The organism is Methylophilus sp. VKM B-3414 (genome assembly GCF_032248435.1).
Lineage (GTDB): Bacteria > Pseudomonadota > Gammaproteobacteria > Burkholderiales > Methylophilaceae > Methylophilus > Methylophilus glucosoxydans.
Genome location: NZ_JAVTLI010000001.1, coordinates 489,529 through 511,569, shown reverse-complemented (window position 1 = coordinate 511,569; position 22,041 = coordinate 489,529). Strand labels below are relative to the sequence as shown.

Annotated in this window: 14 protein-coding genes; 7 read left to right on the top strand and 7 right to left on the bottom strand. The window is 50.7% G+C overall.

The window, feature by feature from the left end; translation table 11 throughout:
• From Q9292_RS02280 to Q9292_RS02250, 7 genes are all read right to left on the bottom strand, one after another.
• On the bottom strand, positions 1–3,245 hold a 3,245-nt coding region (locus Q9292_RS02280), incomplete at its 3' end, for a retention module-containing protein (protein WP_313984245.1).
• Positions 3,246–3,451: 206 nt separating this feature from the next.
• A complete protein-coding gene (locus tag Q9292_RS02275) occupies positions 3,452–5,260 on the bottom strand; it encodes a TolC family outer membrane protein (protein ID WP_194746985.1) in 1,809 nt (602 codons plus the stop codon).
• 220 nt (positions 5,261–5,480) lie between these two features.
• Positions 5,481–6,155, bottom strand: coding sequence for a response regulator transcription factor (locus Q9292_RS02270; RefSeq protein WP_313984242.1), 675 nt, complete (start codon positions 6,153–6,155; stop codon positions 5,481–5,483).
• Between the two features lie 5 nt (positions 6,156–6,160).
• On the bottom strand, positions 6,161–7,573 hold the full coding sequence (locus Q9292_RS02265; RefSeq protein ID WP_194746987.1) for an HlyD family type I secretion periplasmic adaptor subunit: 1,413 nt from the start codon (positions 7,571–7,573) through the stop codon (positions 6,161–6,163).
• A 2-nt stretch (positions 7,574–7,575) separates the two neighbouring features.
• A complete protein-coding gene (locus tag Q9292_RS02260; protein WP_313984238.1) occupies positions 7,576–9,720 on the bottom strand; it encodes a type I secretion system permease/ATPase in 2,145 nt (714 codons plus the stop codon).
• A 135-nt stretch (positions 9,721–9,855) separates the two neighbouring features.
• Complete coding sequence (locus Q9292_RS02255) at positions 9,856–11,784, bottom strand: EAL domain-containing protein (protein ID WP_194746989.1); 1,929 nt, start codon at positions 11,782–11,784, stop codon at positions 9,856–9,858.
• A gap of 118 nt (positions 11,785–11,902) precedes the next feature.
• On the bottom strand, positions 11,903–12,574 hold the full coding sequence (locus Q9292_RS02250) for a transglutaminase-like cysteine peptidase (RefSeq protein WP_313984236.1): 672 nt from the start codon (positions 12,572–12,574) through the stop codon (positions 11,903–11,905).
• A gap of 194 nt (positions 12,575–12,768) precedes the next feature.
• Between Q9292_RS02250 and purB the strand changes: the two genes are divergently transcribed.
• The 7 genes from purB to Q9292_RS02215 all read left to right on the top strand — a co-directional run bounded on the left by purB (position 12,769) and on the right by Q9292_RS02215 (position 22,025).
• Complete coding sequence (gene purB / locus Q9292_RS02245; protein ID WP_275356807.1) at positions 12,769–14,142, top strand: adenylosuccinate lyase; 1,374 nt, start codon at positions 12,769–12,771, stop codon at positions 14,140–14,142.
• A gap of 213 nt (positions 14,143–14,355) precedes the next feature.
• Complete coding sequence (locus tag Q9292_RS02240) at positions 14,356–16,089, top strand: autotransporter assembly complex family protein (protein ID WP_313984232.1); 1,734 nt, start codon at positions 14,356–14,358, stop codon at positions 16,087–16,089.
• Positions 16,089–19,478, top strand: a complete 3,390-nt coding sequence (locus Q9292_RS02235; RefSeq protein ID WP_313984229.1) for a translocation/assembly module TamB domain-containing protein — start codon at positions 16,089–16,091, stop codon at positions 19,476–19,478. The genes Q9292_RS02240 and Q9292_RS02235 overlap by 1 nt, the downstream gene beginning before the upstream one ends.
• 15 nt (positions 19,479–19,493) lie before the next feature.
• Positions 19,494–20,315 carry an NYN domain-containing protein gene (locus Q9292_RS02230; RefSeq protein ID WP_313984226.1) on the top strand — a complete coding sequence of 274 codons (822 nt, stop codon included), beginning with the start codon at positions 19,494–19,496 and terminating at the stop codon, positions 20,313–20,315.
• Positions 20,312–20,902, top strand: coding sequence for an NAD(P)H:quinone oxidoreductase (wrbA, locus tag Q9292_RS02225; protein WP_313984223.1), 591 nt, complete (start codon positions 20,312–20,314; stop codon positions 20,900–20,902). The genes Q9292_RS02230 and wrbA overlap by 4 nt, the downstream gene beginning before the upstream one ends.
• A 23-nt stretch (positions 20,903–20,925) precedes the next feature.
• Complete coding sequence (locus tag Q9292_RS02220; protein ID WP_313984221.1) at positions 20,926–21,666, top strand: HugZ family protein; 741 nt, start codon at positions 20,926–20,928, stop codon at positions 21,664–21,666.
• Positions 21,663–22,025, top strand: coding sequence for a DUF2069 domain-containing protein (locus tag Q9292_RS02215; protein ID WP_194746995.1), 363 nt, complete (start codon positions 21,663–21,665; stop codon positions 22,023–22,025). Before Q9292_RS02220 ends, Q9292_RS02215 begins: the two co-directional genes overlap by 4 nt.
• The last annotated feature ends 16 nt before the right edge of the window (positions 22,026–22,041 follow it).

Genomic DNA, 22,041 nt, shown 5'->3' with positions numbered 1-22,041 from the left:
AAGTCTTTGCCATTGATCGTAATCGTAACAATATCGCCGGCCTTGAATTGACCACTCACGGTACCAGTCACTGGAATGGCTGCAGCAGTCGATTCAGCAACGTTCACAATGCCATCACCAGCAACGTTTGCATCCAGGCTGATCGCCAAGGCTGGAGGCAACAAGTTCACGGTATATGTCTGTGTATCAGTGGCGGTTGCGCTGTTACCCACAGTATTCGTTGTGGTCACGCTCGCAACAATAGTGCTGTCAGCATCAGCCGCCAGGTCTGCGCCAGGAACATTGATGGAGAACTTACCACCATCCAGAACTGCACCAGTAAAGGTCTTGTTGTTAATGGTCAAGGTGACAATATCGCCTACCTTGAATTGACCACTCACTGTACCAGTCACTGGGATGGAAGCAGCAGTCGATTCAGCCACGTTCACAATACCATCACCAGCAACGTTTGCATCCAGGCTGATCGCTAAAGCTGGGGGTGCTACATCAACGCTATAAACTTGTGTATCACTAGCACTTGTTGAGTTGCCTGCTACATCGGTGACAGTGATTTTTGCATCTACAGTGCGGTCAGAATCACCAGCCAAATCTACACCAGGGACCTTAATTGAGAAATTACCATTTGCGTCTACAGCGCCGGTATAGTTATTACCGTTTACAGTAATGGTGACTATATCACCCGCCTTAAATTCACCAGCAACTTTGCCTGTTACTGGAATACCGGCAGACTGCGACTCTGTCAGATTCACAACACCATCACCAGCAATGTTGGAATCTAGCGTGATTGTGACTTTTGGTGCATCAACATCTACGGTAAACGTCTCACTATTTTTGGTGCTTACATTCCCTGCCAGATCAGTGACTGTAATGATTGGTGTATATGTTCCACTGTTTAAAGCAGCCCCTGTTAAAGGCACGGTCCATACAGCGGTACCATTAGGTCCAGCTGATACTGTGGCTGTGTAGTCTTTACCATCAATTGTAACCACCACTTTATCAGTGACGTTTTCTGTCGTCCCGATCAAAGTAGGGGCTTGGTTTTTGGTGATATTGTCCGTTTGACTTGCACCGGTATCGTCAATCACAGTTTCAGGCAATTGGCCACTGATCTTGCTCAAATCAGGCGGAGTAGTGTCAACATCATAAGCTTGTTTGGTGGTGGCAGTGGTTGAGTTACCTGCGATATCAGTTGTGGTGATTTTCGCATCAACTGTTTTGTCTGGGTCTGTCGCCAGGTCAGCACCTGGAACATTGATTGTAAACTTACCATTTGCGTCTACCGCGCCGGTAAAGTCTTTACCATTGACAGTAATGGTTACAACATCACCTGTTTTAAACTCACCTGTTACTGTCCCTGTCACAGGAATACCCGCAGACTGAGACTCTGTCACGTTCACAACACCATCACCTGCAATGTTGGAATCTAGTGTGATTGTGATTTTCGGTGCATCAGCATCTACGGTAAATGTCTCACTATTTTTGGTGCTTACATTACCAGCCAAATCTGTCACGGTCAGGACAGGAGTATAAGTTTTGCTGGTTAATGGAGCAGCGTTTATATCTTTAAGACTGAGGCTCCATACCGCGGTGCCATTCGGACCCGCTGTCACTGTCGCGGTATACTTATTACCATCAATCGTCACTTCGACTTTATCGGTAACCTTCTCAGTCGTACCAGTTAAGGTTGGTTGCGTATTTTTTGTAATATTATCGGTTTGGCTGACACCTGTATCATCCACAACTGTTTCTGGAAGCTCACCACTAATCTTACTCAAATCAGGCGGGGTGGTGTCCACATCGTAAGCTTGCTTGGTGGTGGCAGTGGTTGAGTTACCTGCTGTATCAGTTGTAGTGATTTTTGCGTCAACCGTTTTGTCTGGGTCTGCCGCCAGGTCAGCACCTGGAACATTGATTGTAAACTTACCATTTGCATCTACCGCGCCGGTAAAGTCTTTACCATTGACAGTAATGGTTACAACATCACCTGTTTTAAACTCGCCTGTTACTGTCCCTGTCACAGGAATACCCGCAGACTGAGACTCTGTCAGGTTCACAACACCATCACCTGCAATGTTGGAATCTAGTGTGATTGTGACTTCCGGTGCATTAATATCTACGGTAAATGTCTCACTATTTTTGGTGCTTACATTCCCTGCCAGATCAGTGACTGTAATGATTGGTGTAAATGTTCCATTGCCTAAAGCAGCACCCGTTAAAGGCACTGTCCATACGGCTGTACCATTAGGCCCAGCTGACACAGTAGCTGTGTAGTCTTTACCATCAATCGTCACAACAACACGATCAGTCACCAACTCAGTAGTACCAATTAAAGTCGGATTACGATTGTTTGTTATATTGTCTGTTTGGCTTGCACCTGTATCATCAATCACTGTTTCAGGTAATTGGCCACTGATCTTGCTTAAATCAGGCGGAGTGGTGTCAACCAGCGCAGAGTCTGAGGCTGTAGGTGAAGTCTGACCCGACTGATTTGTCACAGATGCAGAGACTAAAAGTGTTTGACCTTCCAGGCTTGAGGGTACAGGAATGCTAACATCTACAAATCCTGCTGCAATAATTTCAGCTGTCAAAGTAACCGTAATTGAACCAGTGTTATGCACCACATTCACAACATCACCTGGCTCGACGCCTATTGGCAGCCCGATACGCGCTGTCGTTTGACCATTCGTGACTTCACTTGCACTCAACAGGCCTTCTGGTGCTTGATCATTAAGTAATGTAACAGTGGGTGAACTGGTTGCGGGTAAGAGGTAAACGTAGTTTGGAGGAATATTTACTGCGCCTGCATCTGCGCCGGCACCATTACCGCCGTTATAGTTAGCCCCTGCTGCATCAGGCGTTTGAATACGATCCAAGTTAACGAAGGAGGCATTACCATCACTACCAGCTTCACCGGCTGCCGGGTTATCAAGCACCTCAGTAACATCGCGGCCTTCATTCAAGGCAGTTAAAACGGCATCAAATACAGCTTGGTTAACAGCATTTTCTGTGACATCGGATACATCAACTTGCGCAAGGTTATCTGTAATTTTGACGGTTTGCGCTTCGGCAAAATTAACGATTTCACCATTTGCAAGTTTCACAGTAACGGCTGCGCCAGAGGCAGTAATTACTTTATCTCCTGCATGCAGCGTTTCGCCCTGTTTCAACATATGGCGACTGCCATTTGCATCCACAACAATTGCCATACCTTGAACGTTTGTAACTGTACCGATCACAGTAGCCATTTTTTCCTCACTTTAAGTTGAGACAATTTTGATAGTCTCGTATTAAACGCGAGTAAACAATGAAAATCTATTGTACTAAAGTACAGTATGAAACTTGGGATATAAAACGCTTAAGTAATTTAAAAGTCATAACGCGTAGAGATATAAAAAAAAGCGGAGTCAAATGACTCCGCTTTCATTTAAACAACTTAATCGTCTTGGAATAATTACTCAACAGCCTGGAAACGAATAATTTCTACACGACGGTTGGCATCGTTACCTTCAACTGGATCGTTTTCAGCAATCGGCTGTGAGAAACCATAGCCCTTAACAACCAGACGCTTAGCATCAGTGCCTTTTTTGATCAGATAGTCGGCAACAGCTTTTGCACGTTTTTCAGACAACAGCAGATTGTACTTTTCTTTGGAAGTACTACGCTTGTCCGTGTGGCCAGCAATCTCAACCTTGTCGTTGCCCCACTCTTTGACAATATCATTCACAATATCCAGGTCGGCATAGGACTCTGGCAAGATAATCGCACTATTAGCCTGGAACAGAATGCGTGGCGTAAATTTCATGGTCGCCTTTTCTTGCGCTTTAGGCTTAAAGGCTTCACCACTACCTTCCCATGGTTTGGCATTTGCCAGCAATGCTGCTTTATCGGGCACGATTTGCTCAGGCACTACTGCTTTACACACATTCTCGCGATCCATGTATTCTTCACGAGGATAATCACCCACATCTGTGCGTGTAACGCCGAGTTTGCTCAGCAACAAGCCTTGACCTGCATACGTTTTTGCATAGGCCGTATTCAAATCCATTTCCGCAATAGTGAAGTTACGACGTGACTGGAAGTATTCGTTTTCAGTATCCAGCAAGTCAAGCAAGGTACGCTGGCCGATTTCGTATTGCTTGCGATAAGCCAAGCGCGCATTTTCAATCGAATCCTGATGCTGTTTGCGGTAAGCCACTTGCTCAGTCAGTTGCTTAATGCTGTTGTAAGAAATTGCAACCAGTTGGCGGGTATCAATACACGCTTTGTCTCGCAAGTCGTGTGAGCGGTTCAGGGTTTCAACCGCGGAGTCCAGATTGGATTTATCCGTAAAGCCGTTGAAAATATTCCAGCTCGCAGTTACTTCCAGCGTATCGGCAGCTAAAGTACTGAGTCTACTTTTATCGTTGACGTCAATAATTTTACGGCCTTGCAAATCAACACGCGGCATAAAGGCAGCTTTACGACCGGAAACAGATTTTTCAACCGCAATAATATTTTCGATCGCAGCCAGAACGTTCGGGTTTTGCTTGTAAGCAGCATCTAACACCTGATCAGCTGAAGGAGCAAGACCATCGCCCGTCATCATCACTTCATTCAGATTCTCCGGCGGCAACTCACCTACCAGACGCTGAAAGCGCGCAGAAACATCATACAAATTATTTGTTTCCGTCACCAGATTAGCCTCGGCCAAAGCAAGACGCCCTGTTGCTTGCTCAAGGTCAACCTTCTTACCTACGCCAGCATCTACACGAGACTTGATCTTATCGAAGACTTGCTTGTGTACGACAAAGTTATCCTGAGCATAAGAGACCAAGCGGCGGTAACGGATCAAATCGTAGTAAGCCGTGGCGGTATCTAACGCTACTGCCTGCATCTGCCCTTGCAACTCGTAGAAGCGTGACTTAGCCACATGGTCCAGACGACCGACTTCTGATGGCGTCGCCAGGCCATCAAAAATCATTTGGCGCAGAGTCAGGGTGGATTGCTGGTTAGGAGAATAGGTATTGCTTACATTAGGGGTCAGGCGCTCCTGATTTCTGAACACCTGATCTACAGTCACGTTCGGCAGATATTTGCCTTTGGCCGCAGACTCATCCAGTTCCGCTGACTTAAATGCATGAAAGCTCGCTTGAACTTCTGGGTTCTCTGATACTGCTTTCTCGATAATTTTTTCGAGACTTTCAGGACTCGCCGCCCAGGCCAACGAAGAATAAGAGAACACGCCCACGAGGAGCGCTGAGGCAATTTTTTTTAGTTTCATTTGCAGACTCTTAACAAGTTATAAAGATTCATCCAAAATCAGTATAACCACGGAACTAAGCCTGCACAAGAGTGGTCGCCGCAATAAACCACAAACTTTTTGATAAATTTAGTGTAATTAGTCAAAAAAATGGAATTGATGCAATATAAAAACTCAAAAAAACCTTCATATATTCATATATTTACACGGTAAATATATGCGTTAACTTATTTATTACACGTTAATTTAGTTGAGATTTATTTAAGCTGGGATTTTTAATGCCCACATTACCGGCAAAATGTCCCGGCGTGGACTGCCCCTGCAGAACCAAAGCCAAATGCAACCGGTCGCGCACCTTAAGCGTATCAAAGACAGAAGTAAGATGTGCCTTAACCGTACGCTCGGAGATGGCCAGTAAGCGGGCAATCTCTTTATTACTACTTCCTTTAGCGGCCTCTAACGCCACCTCTCGCTCACGCTTGGTCAAATTCTCCAGAATATCCTCTGGCACAGCTGACGTGGCTTTGCCACCGGTTGTGAGGCTGATCAGATGCTTGAGTACATCACGTCCCAGCCATACCCCGCCTTGCGAAACCACACTAGAAACCTCTTTGAGCACATTTGGATGTGCATACGCATGCAAATAGCCAACCGCCCCTGACTCCAGTGCCTGCATGGCTTCAACTTGCTCGGGGTTATTGGAGAGGACGATGACTTTGGCGGCAGGCAACACGCGAAGAATGTGTTGCACAGATTGACGCCAAAGGCTGCCCTGCTCAAGTTGCGCATGCACCCAAATGATGGGTGCCCCTGCAATATCTGCAGAAATCACATCAGAAATGAGGGTTGATTGAGGAAAGGCCTTTTGCCAGGACTCGATTGCGTTTTTGAGGGTCGTGATAAATATATGCTTCATAGTTTTTAGCGCTCGGTCAATGCGTACGATTTAGCTTTTAACACTGGTTTTAATAAATAAGACAGCACCGTTTTTTTACCTGTGAGGATATCTACCTGTGCCACCATCCCCGGAATAATCGGCAGATGGTCGCCAAGATTATTCTTGGTTGTCCTCACTTTAACGACATAATATGCATTACCTTTATCGTCTATCGTGGAATCTGCAGCAATATCTTCTACAACACCATCCAAACTACCATATATAGTGTAATCGTAGGCCGTGAGTTTGACCACTGCCGGCTGTTGCGGCCGGATAAAGGCGATATCCTTGGTTTGTACTTTGGTTTCAATCACCAGTGCATCATCGCCTGGCACAATCTCCATCACCTCTTTACCAGGCTGAATGACGCCGCCTACCGTATTATAGTAAAGCTTGCTGATTTTGCCGTTCACCGGCGAAGTCAATGTCGACTGTTTCACTTTATCTGAAAGCGCTACACTGGATTGTGTCAGACTGTTGATTTTGGCAGTCGTCTCATTCAAATCTGTGCGGACTTTGCTCATGAAGGATTGTTGTGCTTCAGAAACCTTGCGGCGCGCTTCTGAAATCGCGGCGGTCAATCGTGACATCTGTGCCGATGCCTGATCAATATCCCCTTTGGCACGGTTTGCATCACGCTCCAAGCGCAAAATCTCAATCTCTGAAACCGCTCCACTACTGAGTAAAGGGCGATTGGCAGCGAGCTCTTTACTGGTAGACTCATAAGTCTTGATCGCCACTTCTTTCTTAAACTGCACTTCCGATAGTTCACGTTCACGTTGCGATAGTTGGTCGCGTGCAATATTGATTTGCGAATTCAACTCATCTCTGGCAGCGTTAAATAACTGCAGCTCTTGCAAATAGGTATCAGGCGCTTTTTCTTGCACCTCACTGGGCGGGTTAAAGCTACCGCCATTCGCCAATGCCTTCAGTCGCGCCTCTTTTGCCGTCAAGGAAAGGTACTGACTCTCGTTTTCCTTGAGGGAGGAGATCGCCCGCGTTTCATCAATCTTGATCAAGGGTTGACCGCGTTTAACCGTATCCCCCAGCTGTACCATGATGTCAGTCACAATCCCACCATCCAGCGATTGCACAACCTGCACCTGACGTGACGGAATCACACGCCCCTCACCACGGGTCACCTCATCAACCTTGGCAATGCCGGCCCAAACCAGCAAAACTACCAAGATCCCGAGGATAGAATACATGATCAGCTTGGCATGCAACATGGTGTCTTCAACCATCACATCATGCGCCTGCTCCACCCAGGTGCGCGATTCCGCTGTCTCGGTTTTGACAATTCTATCCACCAGCGCGTGTACAGGCTTACCCAGGCGCACCCAAATACTGTCTGGTTTGGTAATCTGACCAATTTGATCGTATATTTTTTTTGCCATGATTATCTTGCCTTACCCACTTTGCCCGCACGCAATGCTGCAGTCACGTCTTCTTTACTGCCATCTGCAACCACTTGGCCAGAGTCAATGACGATCAACCGATCCGCCAGCTCCAGCATCGCGTTGCGGTGACTAATCACGACCAGCGTTTTTCCGGCAATGGCTTCGCCAATTCTGCGCTTAACGCTTTCTTCGCCTGAGTGATCCATGGCACTGGTCGGCTCATCGAGCAACACAATTTGCGGATGAGTCACAAACGCACGTGCAATCCCCACCCCCTGGCGCTGACCTCCAGACAGCGTATCGCCACGCTCACCGATTTCAAGATCAAAGCCTTTGGGGTGCGCATTGACAAACTCGGCAATCCCCCCCACCTGAGCCGCTTGCAAGACTGATTGATCATCGGCATGCGGGTCACGCAACGTGATGTTGTCACGCAACGATCCAAAAAACAGGTGATTATCCTGCTGCACATAGCCAATGCTGCGACGTAATTCGGCCGGATCGATTTGACGCGCGTCAATGCCATCAATCAGAATCGCGCCCTCGGTTGGCTGGTACAAGCCCAGAATCAGCTTGTTGATTGTCGTCTTGCCAGAGCCCATCCGTCCGATCAGCCCAACATGCTCACCCGCTTGAATCCTGAAAGACACCCGCTGCAAGGCAAACTCATCCGAACCAGGATATTTAAAGGAGACATTCTTAAACTCGATTTCGCCTTTGAACGCGGGGCGCGAGAGGAAATTCATGCCTTTACTACGCTCAACCGGTTTGCCCATAATGTCATCCAGCGATTTCAGCGAAGTCGCCGCAGTGTGGTACTGGGTAAACAAATTGGCAATTTGTGAAATCGGCGCCAGGGCACGGCTGGTCAACTGCGAGCAAGCAATCAAGCCGCCCATGGTCAAATCACCATTTGAGATCAGGTAAACGCCCAGAATAATGATGGCGACACTAATGATCTGCTGTAAAGCGTAAGTGCCGTTGGTAATCGATGACGAGAGCAGTTTAATCTTGCTGCCGACTTCTGACAGAAACAGCGCACTCTTCTCCCACTTGCCCTGCATCTGCCCTTCCACGCCCATGGATTTTACCGTCTCCAGCCCCACCAGGCTTTCAATCAGTGTGGCATTGCGCTGTGCGCTGGCACGGTACATGGTTTCAGACAGGTCATGCAGTTTGGTTTGCACGCTCAACGAGTAAATCAGCACAATGGCACCGCCAATCACAGCAGGCAGCACCATCAACGGACTGATCCAGGCAATAACCACCAGAAAAATAATCCCGAACGGCAGGTCGATCAACGTCACCACAGTGGCTGAAGTAATAAAGTCGCGCACACTTTCAAACGAACGCAGATTGGAAGCAAACGAGCCAACGGAATTCGGTCTGGCTTCATAGCGCGTGCCCAGGACCTTTTCCATGATCTGTGCACTGAGTTTCACATCAATACGCGCACTGGCCCAATCCAGAAAATAGGTACGCATTGAACGTAACAGCAAATCCCCCAGCACTATCAGCGCCACACCTAAGCCGAGCACCCACAAGGTCTCAACTGCCTTGTTAGGTACCACGCGGTCATAGACGTTCATGGTGAACAACGGCATGGCCAGCGCAAATAGATTAATCAGCAATGCGGCAATCATCACATCGCGGTAAATCGCGCGGTTTTCGGCCAGCGTGCCCCAGAACCAGTGCCGGACTTTGATACGGCCCACCTCAGGCGTACGTGCATCAAAAATGAAGTTTTGCCGGGTAATCAAGGCATAGCCGGTATATTGCGCAGCCAAATCCGCCAGACTGATGGTGACTGGTTCAGAAGACAGCTCAGGGAAAATAACCTGGGCAAAATGCTGCGACTGGTCTACCTGAATCAACTGGCAGGCCCGGTCATTGTTCAACAGCAAAGTGACATCCACCTGCGGTTGCAGCAAAGTTGGAATGGCCGCTTGCTTGACCGTCACATCCAGTTGCAAACGCTCCGCAGAACGTTTGAATAATTCGGGGTTTAATTTGCCATTTTGCAACGGCAAGCCTGAAATCAGGGCGTCGCGTGTAGTGGCCAACCGGTTATGGCGGCAAATATAAAGGAGGCACTCCAGCAGAGCGTCTTTCTCGGTTTTATTGAAGTATTGCGTCGTTTCCATGGCAGATGACTTATTATTATCCTTGTCCGAGTGATATCAGCGACTGATTAGCAAGATTGATTGTATGGTGTTTTAATTGATATCAAAACGGGAAGTATATGGCATAACCCCGTTGAATTACAAAAATTGACCGTATCAGAGCTCGCCAAACGAGAGGCTTTCCTGTACGTAAGGGCCGGTCACCGCCTCTATCCCCACCGCATTCAAACTATCCAGCTCCTGCTGATCCTGCACCCCCTCGGCAATCGGCACGATGCCCATGGTGCGCACCATCATGCAGAGGCCGCGCATCAGTGATTGCTGTTGTGGCCGCAAATGAATATCGCGGATTAGAGATGCGTCAAACTTGATATAGTCCAGTCCCAGCTCGTGCAAGTCACCCAACTGCGCCAAGCGGGTGGCAACATGCTCCATCCCGACCATGCAACCCAGCGATTTGACCAGGTGCACAAACTCCCTGAACTTAATAAAGTCACTAAACGCCGCCTCTTCTGCCACCTCAAAACTCAATCTGGCAGGTTGATTCACGGACAGGATCAAGGCCTGCAGCTTGTCACGGTAATCATCACTACGCATGGCAGCGGCCGAGACATTCACACTTAAGTTGGCGTTGCTCTTGGCCAGCATATCGACGGCATACTCCAACGCAAGACCATCCAGCGTTTTGATCATATCGAGCTGGCTGGCCCAATCAATAAAGGCCCCCGCTGCCAGCCATTGATCGCCTTCATCAATATGCAAGCGCAAGGGGCATTCGTAGTGGAACAATTGTTGATGCCGCTGCATCACCGGGTAGCAGGCTAGCTTGATTTGCTTCTGTTCGATCGCCTGCAGGAACTGCTGCTTCCACTGGTTCAGATAATTTTTTCTTGAGGTGACGATGCTATTGGCATTCATGACGCGCATCGGCAAGGCGGCTTGATCCTCAGCCAGGTCAAGAATAAATTGCATGACGCGGTAGATATCGGCAAAGTCGTCGCCTTTTTTGGTTTTGGTATGCGTCACGACAAACTGGAATTGCAACATCTGTTGCGCGGCATTGAGTTTTTCCAGCACCAGTTTGAGCTCGGTCGCCACGGCGAAATCATCGACAGGCTGGCGACTGAAAATCCCGAAAACGCCCCCGGCCAGTCGGCCACAAACCACATCAGGATAATGTGCCATCTGCTGCAACAGCGCATCGCCGATTTTTTTGATCAGCTGGTTGGTCACACTGTAGCCCATTTGCCGGTCGATATCGGACAGGTTACGCATTTGTACCAGAATCAGCATGCCCTCGACAAAACTGTCATTCTTGAGTGCCACCGATGCCGTGTTGGTAAAGTGTGACTGGTTCATGAGACCGGTCACTTCGTCATAGTTGATTTGCTGGTTAAAAGTATTCAAGCGCTCGGACTCTGCCGTCACCATAGACTTGACGCGCTCGGACAAGGTGTTCATGGTGCGCACCAGCTTCTTGAACTCTTCCGTCTCCGGCTCGGCAATCGTAATGTATTTACGCTCCCCCAAGGCTTCTGCCTGCCCAATGACTTCATCCAGTGGCCGCAAGATTTTCTTGAGCCATACGCCAGAAATTGCATAACTCAACAAGGCAACCAGCAGTGTCCACAGCAAGGCATGACGAGACGTTTCCCACAGCTGGTCGTACGCCAGCGAGGGCTCGCTTTCCATGATCAGGGTGCCATATTGCTGCCACCCGGACTGAATATTGGCAACGCCGGGTTGGATCTCAATTGACAATAAAGACTGGAACCAGCTTGGGGCCTCTGAATGGGGCGCACGATTCACGCGTTCTATCATGGTCTTGTTGTCAGGCGACACAATCGCAATGCGGCGATAGTGCCCCATGTCAAACTGGGCGCTGACGATCAGCTCAACCGTGACATTGTCTTTTTGAATATTGGAAAGTGTAATGGCCAGCCCGTTGGCATTATCATTATTTTTTTTCTGTAGCTGCTCCGCCATATAGCGGTGATCATTATAGACGCCCAAAAACAGACATCCGGCGGCCACCATCAAAATGATGGCCGAAATTGCAATACGTATTTGTTTGATTAATGACATCAGAAAGCCCTCTTACTTTCCTGGGGGGAGATTGGCAGCTGCCCGGTCCTTGTGCAGACTCTATGTGCAAGCCTAGCATCCTCACCCCATAATAACCATAGCTCTAACCATTTTTCCATCATTCCAATCCGTCCTGTCGCATCCGCGTCAACACATCTCGCCATTTTGAGATGTTGGTTGGCGAGCCCGCACGTACCGTCGGGTTATTCGCCACAAACAAGCCCTTGTCGTTAAAACTGAAGACGGGCGCCAGGTCGCCCCGGCGCGAAGCCGGTAGCAATTCAAAATTGAGGTTATCCAGAATCAGTGGATCGCTGTTGGGCGTGGCATAGTAAGCCAGCACCATGTGCGGGCGGATGGAGCCGCTAGGCATGCGCGCCCGAACATACGTCAGACGTAATTTATCCTGTGAAACACCCAGTTTCTTGAGCAGAATATATTTGACAATACTGAAGTCCTCGCAGTCCCCCGCCCCCTTGCCCAAGGTTTCGAGCGGGCTGGCCCAGTAATCCTCCATGCCCCACAACGTATAGTCATCCACAAACAGCACGTGCTGATTGGTAAAATCATTGACCATACCGACCTTGGTCATTTCGCCGGAGCCGGCAATCTGCGCAAACAGCTCATTCAGGCGCATGACATTCTGATAAGCCTCTTCGCCGTAACGCTGGCGGACTTTCTCCAGCATCGCCAGCACATAATCATCCGCCTGGATCTGCGACCATAGCAGGCTGATTGCCAGGCATAGGCCTGTCAATACTCTGGCAAAGGTGGATGGCGTCAATTTCATGTCAGTTAAGGTTTTACAGGCAACGATTATGTCACGATGAAAAGAGACACAATTTAACAAACAAAATGGTTTTCATCGACAACTTCCGCGCGGTCTCATACACCCAATCACTCAAACATGACAGAGACAACAAAGACAAGTATGGACGGATTGGGTAAAATGCTGGTTTTTCGCATCTATTAAATTGTTTAACCATGACGTCACTCACCACGCTCAACGCACTCTCGCCGCTAGATGGCCGCTATCAATCAAAACTTGACCCCTTGCGTCCTTATTTCAGCGAGTATGCCCTGATCAAATATCGCGCGATGGTAGAGGTCGCCTGGTTAAAAGCGCTAAGTGCCGCCCCTGAGCTGGCTGAAATCGCGCCATTCAGCCCGACGACCATAGACGAACTGGATGCTGCGATTGCCGCATTCAGCGAAGCGGATGCCATGCAGGTCAAAGCCATCGAAGTACGTACCAATCACGATGTGAAAGCGCTGGAATACTGGCTCAAAGAGAAGTTTGACGGCAATCCTGAAATCAAGAAAGCCAGTGAATTTATCCATTTTGCCTGTACCTCAGAAGACATCAACAACCTGTCTCACGCCCTGATGCTGAAATCTGCGCGTGAAGCCGTCATGCAGCCTAACCTGCAGGCAGTCATTGCCCGCCTGACTGAGTTGGCGCAAGCGCTGGCTGAGCAACCGATGTTGTCCCGTACGCATGGTCAAACGGCCAGCCCTACCACCATGGGCAAAGAGCTGGCGAACGTGGTTTATCGCCTGCAACGCCAGTTGAAACAACTGCAAGCGAACGAAATTTTGGGCAAGATCAACGGTGCCGTGGGTAACTTCAATGCACATTTGTCTGCCTACCCTGATTTTGACTGGGAAAGCTTTGCCAAACGCTTTGTCGAGTCTCTGGGCCTGACGTACAACCCGCTGACCATCCAGATCGAGCCGCATGATTATATGGCTGAGATTTACGACACGCTGGCACGGATCAATACCATCCTGATTGACTTGAACCGCGACATCTGGGGCTATATCTCGGTCGGCTATTTCAAGCAAAAAGTCAAAGCCGGCGAAATTGGCTCCTCGACCATGCCACACAAGGTCAACCCGATTGACTTTGAAAACTCTGAAGGCAACCTGGGCCTTGCGAACGCGATCTTGCGTCACTTGGCCGAGAAGCTTCCCATCTCACGCTGGCAGCGTGACCTGACCGACTCTACCGTGCTGCGTAATATGGGCGTGGCCTTTGGTTATACGCTACTGGGGTATGACTCTTGCCTGCGCGGCCTGAATAAGCTGGAAATCAATCCGCAGCGCCTGCTGGAAGACCTGGACAATAGCTGGGAAGTACTGGCCGAGCCGATTCAAACCGTAATGCGCCGTTATGGCATTGAAAATCCTTATGAGCAACTCAAAGAGCTGACACGCGGTAAAGGCGGCATTAACAAACAATCGCTGCATGCTTTTATTGAGACCTTGCCGATTCCTGCCGAAGCCAAGCAGGCGTTGCTGGCAATGACCCCTGCAACTTATACCGGCAAGGCCAGTCAACTGGTTAAACATATTTAAATCGCCGTTGATTTGACCAGGGAACTCTTAGCGTACTTCATTCAACCATTTTCATTCAGGACATCTGCCCCGCAGCCGCTCTGGCGGCCTGGGCAGATGTCCTTGCTTCACCGTTTCATACAGCCCTGCTTAATTACCCCTCTGTGCCTGCTGAAAAACCGCTTGCGCGGCTTGATCAAATACGTTTTTCTTCTTCTCCCACTGTTATCGGCTTTGCCAGCGATTGCCGAAGAACCCTTATGGTTTGAGGTGCAAACCGACAATCGCTACCGCACGCGTTTTTTTATCAGCGGCAATCCATTACCGGCGCAGCAGTCCAAGCTGCGTGAGTTGCTGCAAAAACACTTGAGCATTCATGAGGCGATGTCCAACCCGCGCATGAATGCGAGCGAGTGGCAGCGGCTGATCCAGAAAACCCCGCAGGAAATAAGCGACTTGCTCGCCACTGAAGGCTACTTTAAGACCCAAACCACCCTACGCCGGCCAGACGCGACACAAGCCGAATTCCACCTCATGTTGCCGCCACCAGCCACCGTCAAGCAGGTCAACGTCAGCATCTCTGGGGAAGTGCAACGGCCTGCCTACCAGGCTACACTCGAGGCCGCGCAAAAAAGCTGGCCCTTACCGGTGAACAGCATCTTTACGCAAGCGGCCTGGACCAGCGCCAAGCGCGATATCCTTGCCGCTTTGCTAAGGGATCAATTTCCCAACGCAAAACTGACGCGCTCACAAGCCCTGGTCGATCCGGCAACCCAGGCTGTCGTGATTGAAATCGCGGTAGATTCTGGCCCGGCAGTTAAGGTGGGGCACGTGCTCATCCAGGGCTTGCAACATTACCCGGAATCCCTGCTCAGACCGCTGATTACACTCAAAACCGGGGCGCCCTACCGCCAGGAGGATCTGCTCACTTTACAGAACAGTTTTATGAGCACGGGCAAATTTAGAGCGGTCGATGTCATTGCCAAAACCGATCAACTCAACCCGGACCGGTCTGCCGACATCACGGTGACGGTCTCCGAACTCGAGCAATATTCCATGCGTATCGGCACCGGCGCCAGTACCAATACCGGGGCCAGAGTAGTATTCAATTACACCAACCGCAACCTGTTTGACCGCGGACTATTGTGGGACAGTAGCGTACGGCTTGAACAACGCTTACAGGCCGTGACTTCCAACATTACCTTTCTGACGGATGAGCAGGGCTATCGCGACAGCATTCAAAACAACCTGATCCGTACCGCTGTAGAAGGCCAGGTCACCACCGCCATTCAAAATGGGGTGCGTCGCTATTGGGGCCAGCCGACAAGCATAGAACAATTTGTCGGCGCCAACCTGCTCTATGAATTTTTAACCGTAGATGGCGAAAATTCCCAGTTTAATAAAGCCGCAACCGTCGCCTATGGCTTTAATATGCGCAGACTCAACAATGCGCTGGCACCCACTAAAGGCTGGATTTTCAATACACAATTCCAGCTGGCCCCATTAGACAAACTGTCAGATGGTCGTTTTTTGCAATCGCAGGCCAGGTTACAGGCGTTTTACCCGTTGACGGAGTCTACCCAGTGGCTGGGCCGCATTGAAGTGGGCAGTATTACTGGCTCTGGCAGGGTGCCAGCGACTTATTTATTCCGCGCCGGTGGCGACCAGTCGGTGCGCGGCTATGCCTTTCAGTCTTTAGGCGTGAAAGAGGCAGACGCCATTGTAGGCGGCCGCGTGCTGCTCACGGGCAGCAGTGAAATCGTGCAATGGCTCACCACCTCTTGGGGCGCGGCCGTGTTTGTCGATTTCGGCAATGCGGCCAACAGCTGGAAAGACTACGAACCTGTACTGGGCTATGGCCTGGGGGCCCGCTGGCGTAGCCCGATTGGCCCGGTCGGGGTGGATATTGCCCGTGGTCAGGAGACCGGTGAATACCGCCTGCATTTTAACCTGGGAGTGAATTTCTAATGTCACGCCTGCGCTACCTGCCTTCACTATTCAAACAATTTATAGCGCTGCTGCTTTGCCTGTCGATCATCATCACGCCGCAAATCGTGTGGGCGGCCAATATTCTGGTGCTCACCAGTCTGACCTCGTTTGAAACCGATTTGGGGAATGCGACACTGAGCGTGACCGGCATAGACTCGCATATGCAACTGACGGTCACGCCCCAGGGCAAACTCACCGTCTCTCAGTTTTCTGCCAAGCAGGTCACATTGCGTTACAAACCGGCAAACGAACAAGCACCGACAACCTCGCAGCCCCAGCCGCCCCTGCCTGCCCATATCCACATCCCCTTGCCGTTCTATCTGCATCTGGGACAGATTGAACAATTGACCATTATTCAAGGCCAGAGCATCACGCAGGTTTCGCATCTCCAGTTTGATCTGGATGCAGACAATACCGCCCTGCAATTTAATATCAGCCAGGCACACAGCCCCTGGGGCAACCTCAGCAGCCACTTTAAGATGCAGAATGCAGCGCCATTCAATTTAAGCGGCTGGCTGGACCTGCAGCAACCGCAAGGTGACCTGCCTTATCATTTACGCATGACGCTGGCTGGTAATTTGACGCGACTGGAAATGACGGCTAATCATCATTACCAACCGGAGGCACGGCCATTCGCGCTGATTCCGGTTGAAATGTCCGGCCCAGAGCCATCGACCAAAGATGCTATTAATAAAAATCCTATCAATAAGGACCAGAAAATACTGGATACAGTGCAGTTGCAGGCCTCCATCGGCCTGGACGACCAGCGCCAAAGCCATCTCGCGTTTCACTTGCAACAGTTTCAAGCCAAACACCTGCATCCCCAGCTAGGCGGAGCCATGGATTTGAATATCGTTGCCGATGGCAGCCTAACCGAACAAGGGCTGGTCAACATCACCGTGGATGCAGGCAATAGCCGTTTGCAACAACAGCCGCTCATCCTCAAAGGGCAAGCGCAATTGCGTGGCAGTGTATTAAGCCTACTGGATCTAAAAGCGCAGCTGGACCAGAATACATTCAGCATCCAAACCCAGCCACTCAGCCAGGCCAATCCATGGGCAACGCAACAAACTCACTTGATCTGGCAAGCCAATCTGGCCTCGCTGGCACAGTTGATGCCGGGCTTTAGCGGCAAGCTGCAAGGCCAAGGCGAAATTACCCAAAGCGAGGGCAGTTTTTCGACCTCGTATCATCTGTCTGGCGCGAAATTGCAGCTGCCAAAAGGTTTATCCCTGGCGGGTCTGCAAGTCGACGGGCACTTTTCCAATCAATCACAGGCCACGCTGGACAACCAGATTCAGTTACAAGGCCTGTCGCAGCAAGATGCGCGTGGCATGGACAGCCCACCTATTGATGCCGAACTCAGACTGAAGGGCAATCTGGACCAACACCAACTCACCCTCACTGTCACTGACAGCGATGCGCAACGACAAAGAAACTTGCTGCTGGCGCTCAATGGCCATTGGCAGGACAGCGGTTTGCAAGACCCGGGCTGGCAAGCCTCCCTCACCCAATTGCAGGATCAGGCGGGTAAAGTGTTTCAGCTTGAAAAACCGGCAGCCCTGGCCTGGCAGCCTGAGCAGGGCTTTCAGCTCAGAGACTTTATCCTAAAGGCCAAATCCGGCGGGCAATTGCAGGTAACAGCACTGCACTATCGCCCGCCCCAGGCGTCCAATTCGCGCACGAAGGCGCCAGCACAAGCCGTTGCATTGCATACACAAGGCGCGCTAGACCACTTTCCAGTGCAAGCGCTGCTTGGCTGGCTTGGCCAGGGCTCTGCGGAGGCACTGCCCGCCGACGCACTGCGGTTATCAGGTCAATGGTCACTGGCCCTGGACCAGCACCTGAACGGATCCTTGCATCTGGAGCGGTCTGACGGTGACTGGCAGATATTCGATACCACCGCCAATGCCTGGCAAGCGCTAGGCATACAAACATTGCAGGCAGACTGGCAAGCCAGCAATGACCGCATGCAGCTACAAGCTACGCTGCAATCCAACGGTGACGCGCAACGGGCGATCGACCTGCAATTTTCTGCGGCGACAGAAGTCACCCCCACCGCCGACGGGCTGGTGATCAAGAAAACCGCGCCGTTGCAGGCCGAGCTCAAAGCACATCTGCCGCAATTAAACTGGCTCAATAAACTGCTGCCAGACACACAAGTGGGCGGGCAACTCAATATTCAAGCGGCAGCCCATGGCACCATCGCACAACCTAGCCTGCAAGGCAGCATGCAAGGCAGCGCATTATCGTTACAAGTGCCGTCTCAAGGCCTGTGGCTGGAGCAAGGCTCGCTCAATGCCACGCTTGCAACAGACCAGATACACCTCCAGCAATTGCACTTTGCCGGTAAAAGCGGTGAACTGAATGGCACTGGCGTGTTTCAGTTTAATCAGGAAGACTGGCAACTCAATGCCGCCTTGCAGCTAGACAAGCTACAGGCGCTGTCACGGGTAGATCGCTGGGTGCAATTAAGCGGCCAGACCAAGCTCAGTATGAATAGCCAGCAAACAACGATCAGCGGTAATCTCAAAATTCATAAAGGCTTGTTTGAACTGCCCAAGGCGGACAAACCCACGCTGGATGAGGATGTCGTCATTGAATCCCCACAACCTGGTGCTGAGACGGCCTCCAAACTATTGCTTCAATCATTTGCGCTGGATTTTGGCGATAAACCTACCGTGCTTCCGTTTAAGGAATCAGAACAGTTCATGCTCAGGGGTCAGGGCCTGAATGCCGCCTTGAGTGGCAAGCTGCAACTCAACGGCCTGCTGGATGCACTCAGCGCCACCGGCACACTGGACCTCACCGGCACCTATCTCGCCTACGGCCAATCGCTAAACATAGAAACAGGACGGCTGATTTTTAGTGGCAAACTGCCCAATATCGGTCTCGATGTGCTGGCGACCCGGCAAGTGGACACTACCAAGGTTGGCATTCAGATCAATGGCAGCCTGCAAACGCCGCGCCTGAAACTGGTCTCCACACCGGAAACCAGCAATGAAAACAAAGTCGCGCTACTGGTGCTGGGCCAACCCATGTCACAAGTCGGCAGCAGCGACCTGGCCCTGCTGTCTGTCGCGGCGGGCGCCCTGCTGTCGCAAGGCGACTCGGTCTCTTTACAAACCCGTTTGGCGCAAGCCGTGGGGCTGGACAGCATCGATGTCCGCGGCAGTGGCCCGACCAATTATGCCGTCAGCGTCGGCAAACGCATTAACCGCAATCTGGTGGTCGGCTATGAAAAAAGCATTGTCGGCCTGTTAAATGTTGGTAAACTGACCTACCAATTCACCAAGCGCATTTCCATTGAAACCAGGACAGGTTCAGAGAATGCACTGGATGTGTTTTATGGTTTTAGTTTTGACTAGACGACTGACTGACGCATGCATACAGATAAACCCAACCCGAGATTAGCGGTGCTGATTGATGCGGACAACACGTTTAACGTCATCCCCATCATTGATGCGCTGTTTGAAGAAATTTCCAAATTTGGCGATGCCAGCATCCGCCGCATTTATGGTGACTGGACGCAACACCAACTGAGCCGCTGGAAAGAAGTGCTGCCCAAGCATGCCATCCAGCCCATGCAGCAATATGCCAACACCAAGGGTAAAAACGCCACAGACAGCGCCCTCATTATTGATGCGATGGATTTACTGTATACCGCACCGCTGGATGGCGTCTGCATCGTGTCGAGTGACAGTGACTTTACCAGGCTGGCGATCCGCTTCCGTGAGTCAGGCAAATCGGTATATGGCTTTGGTGAGGCCAAAACGCCCGAATCATTGCGTGCCGCCTGTAACCGCTTTGTGTTTATCGAGATTCTTTCCCAAGACAAAAAAGCCGATACTGATGAATCAGCCGAGGTCATGGACAAGAGCACTGTGGAGAAACCAGATGCGCTGAGCAAGCAAGCAACGGCAACCGCTGAACCGTTGTTGCTAAGCCCCACCGTCAAGAAAACCTCACAACAACTGGCCATGGATGCCAAGCTGGTCTCCCTGACGCGATCCGCCATAGAGGCGCTTTCGGAAGATGACGGCTTTGCCAACCTCAGTGAGGTCAAAAAACATATGATTAAAAACTATTCTGCGTTTGACTCCAGAAACTATGGATATGCTAAATTTAGCGAGTTGATTCAATCCATCGGGCTGTTTGAGCTGGATCACAAAAAGCAGCACGTTAAAGACAAACGAAAAAAATGACAGAAATTCTGATTCTTTATTACTCTCAAGGCGGTGCCGTGCGCGAGCTGGCACAACAGATTGCACGCGGCGTAGAGAGTGTGCCCGGTGCTCGGGCACGGCTGCGCACAGTACCCAAAATCTCGGCCAACTGTGAGGCCATCGAGCCCGAGATCCCAAGCAGTGGGGCGCCCTATGCCACACTGCAAGATCTCGAAGAATGTGCCGGACTGGCACTAGGCAGCCCAACACGGTTTGGCAATATGGCCGCCCCAATGAAATATTTTCTCGATGGCACCTCCGGGCTCTGGCTCAAAGGCGCGCTGATTGGCAAACCGGCGGCCGTGTTCACCTCCAGTGGCTCCATGCACGGCGGCAATGAAATGACTTTGATGACCATGATGATCCCGCTGCTGCACCATGGCATGCTATTGATGGGCTTGCCATATTCCGAGCCGCAATTGGGGACAACTAAAACCGGTGGCACCCCGTATGGTGCCAGTCATATCGGCGGCGCGATGGATGATCAGCCCTTGTCTGACGATGAGAAGAAATTATGTCTGGCCTTGGGCAAACGTCTGGCCCACACCGCGCTCAAATTGCAATAATCGTTTTTTAGGGAATTTTAAGTATGTCTGATGCACCCATCCCGAAATCATTGGCTCGTGAAGCCCGTCAATTCTTGTTTTCAACCCGTCATGCCATTTTGTCGACGCATTCGATGAAGTATCCCGGCTTTCCGTTTGGCTCGGTGGCCCCGTTTGTCTGCAACCAGCAGGCAGAACCCGTGGTTCTGATCAGCACGATTGCCGAACATACCAAAAATATTCTCGAAAACGCCAAAGTCTCTTTACTGGTGTTTTCCGGGGCTGAAGACTTGCAAGCCAATGCGCGCCTGACATTGATGGGTGAAGCCATGCCTTGCGACAAGCAGGATGCCGATTTGCGCGCCCGCTACCTGCGCTATTTGCCACAGGCAGCCAGCTACTTTGATATGCATGACTTCCATTTTTACCGCATTCAGGTGGAGCATGTGCGCTACATTGCCGGCTTTGGCCGCATGGGCTGGTTTGAAGGCTCGGCGCTCAGCGAAGGGCTGGGCGAGAGCATGCTCGCCGCGCAAGAAGCGGGCATCGTCGCCCATATGAACGAGGACCACAAGGATAGCCTGCTACAGTATTGCAAACATGTTCATGACATCACCGCCGACCATGCAGAAATGATAGGCCTGGATGCTGAAGGGTTTGATGTGCAATATCATCAGGGTGAAGAAACACAAGGCCTATTGCGGTTTGCCTTTGAGCAACCGGTACTGAACGCCATGGATGCGCGCAAAGCCTTGGTAGCCTTGTCTCAAGCGTGCAAAGCATGATTGCGCGCTGGTTGATGGTCAGTCGCTGGGTCGCCAGCGTCAGCTTGATTGCGCTGATTGTATTGTGTCTGGGGTGGGAGATTTTATGGGCGCCCTTGCGGGCTGGTGGCAGCTTGCTGTTTTTAAAAGTCTTGCCGCTGTTGGGCCCGTTATTCGGCATTTTGCGTGGCAAGCGCTATACCTACCAGTGGTCAGGCATGCTGATTCTGTTTTACTTTACCGAGGGCGTGGTGCGGACATGGTCAGAGACAGGACTCAGCCATTGGCTGGCGCTGGCAGAGGTCATCTTCAGCGCATTGTTTTTTGCGAGCGTCGTCACCTATGCCAAATTTAGCGGTAGCCGCTATCAGGCCGCTTGACTAACATTGTCCTACC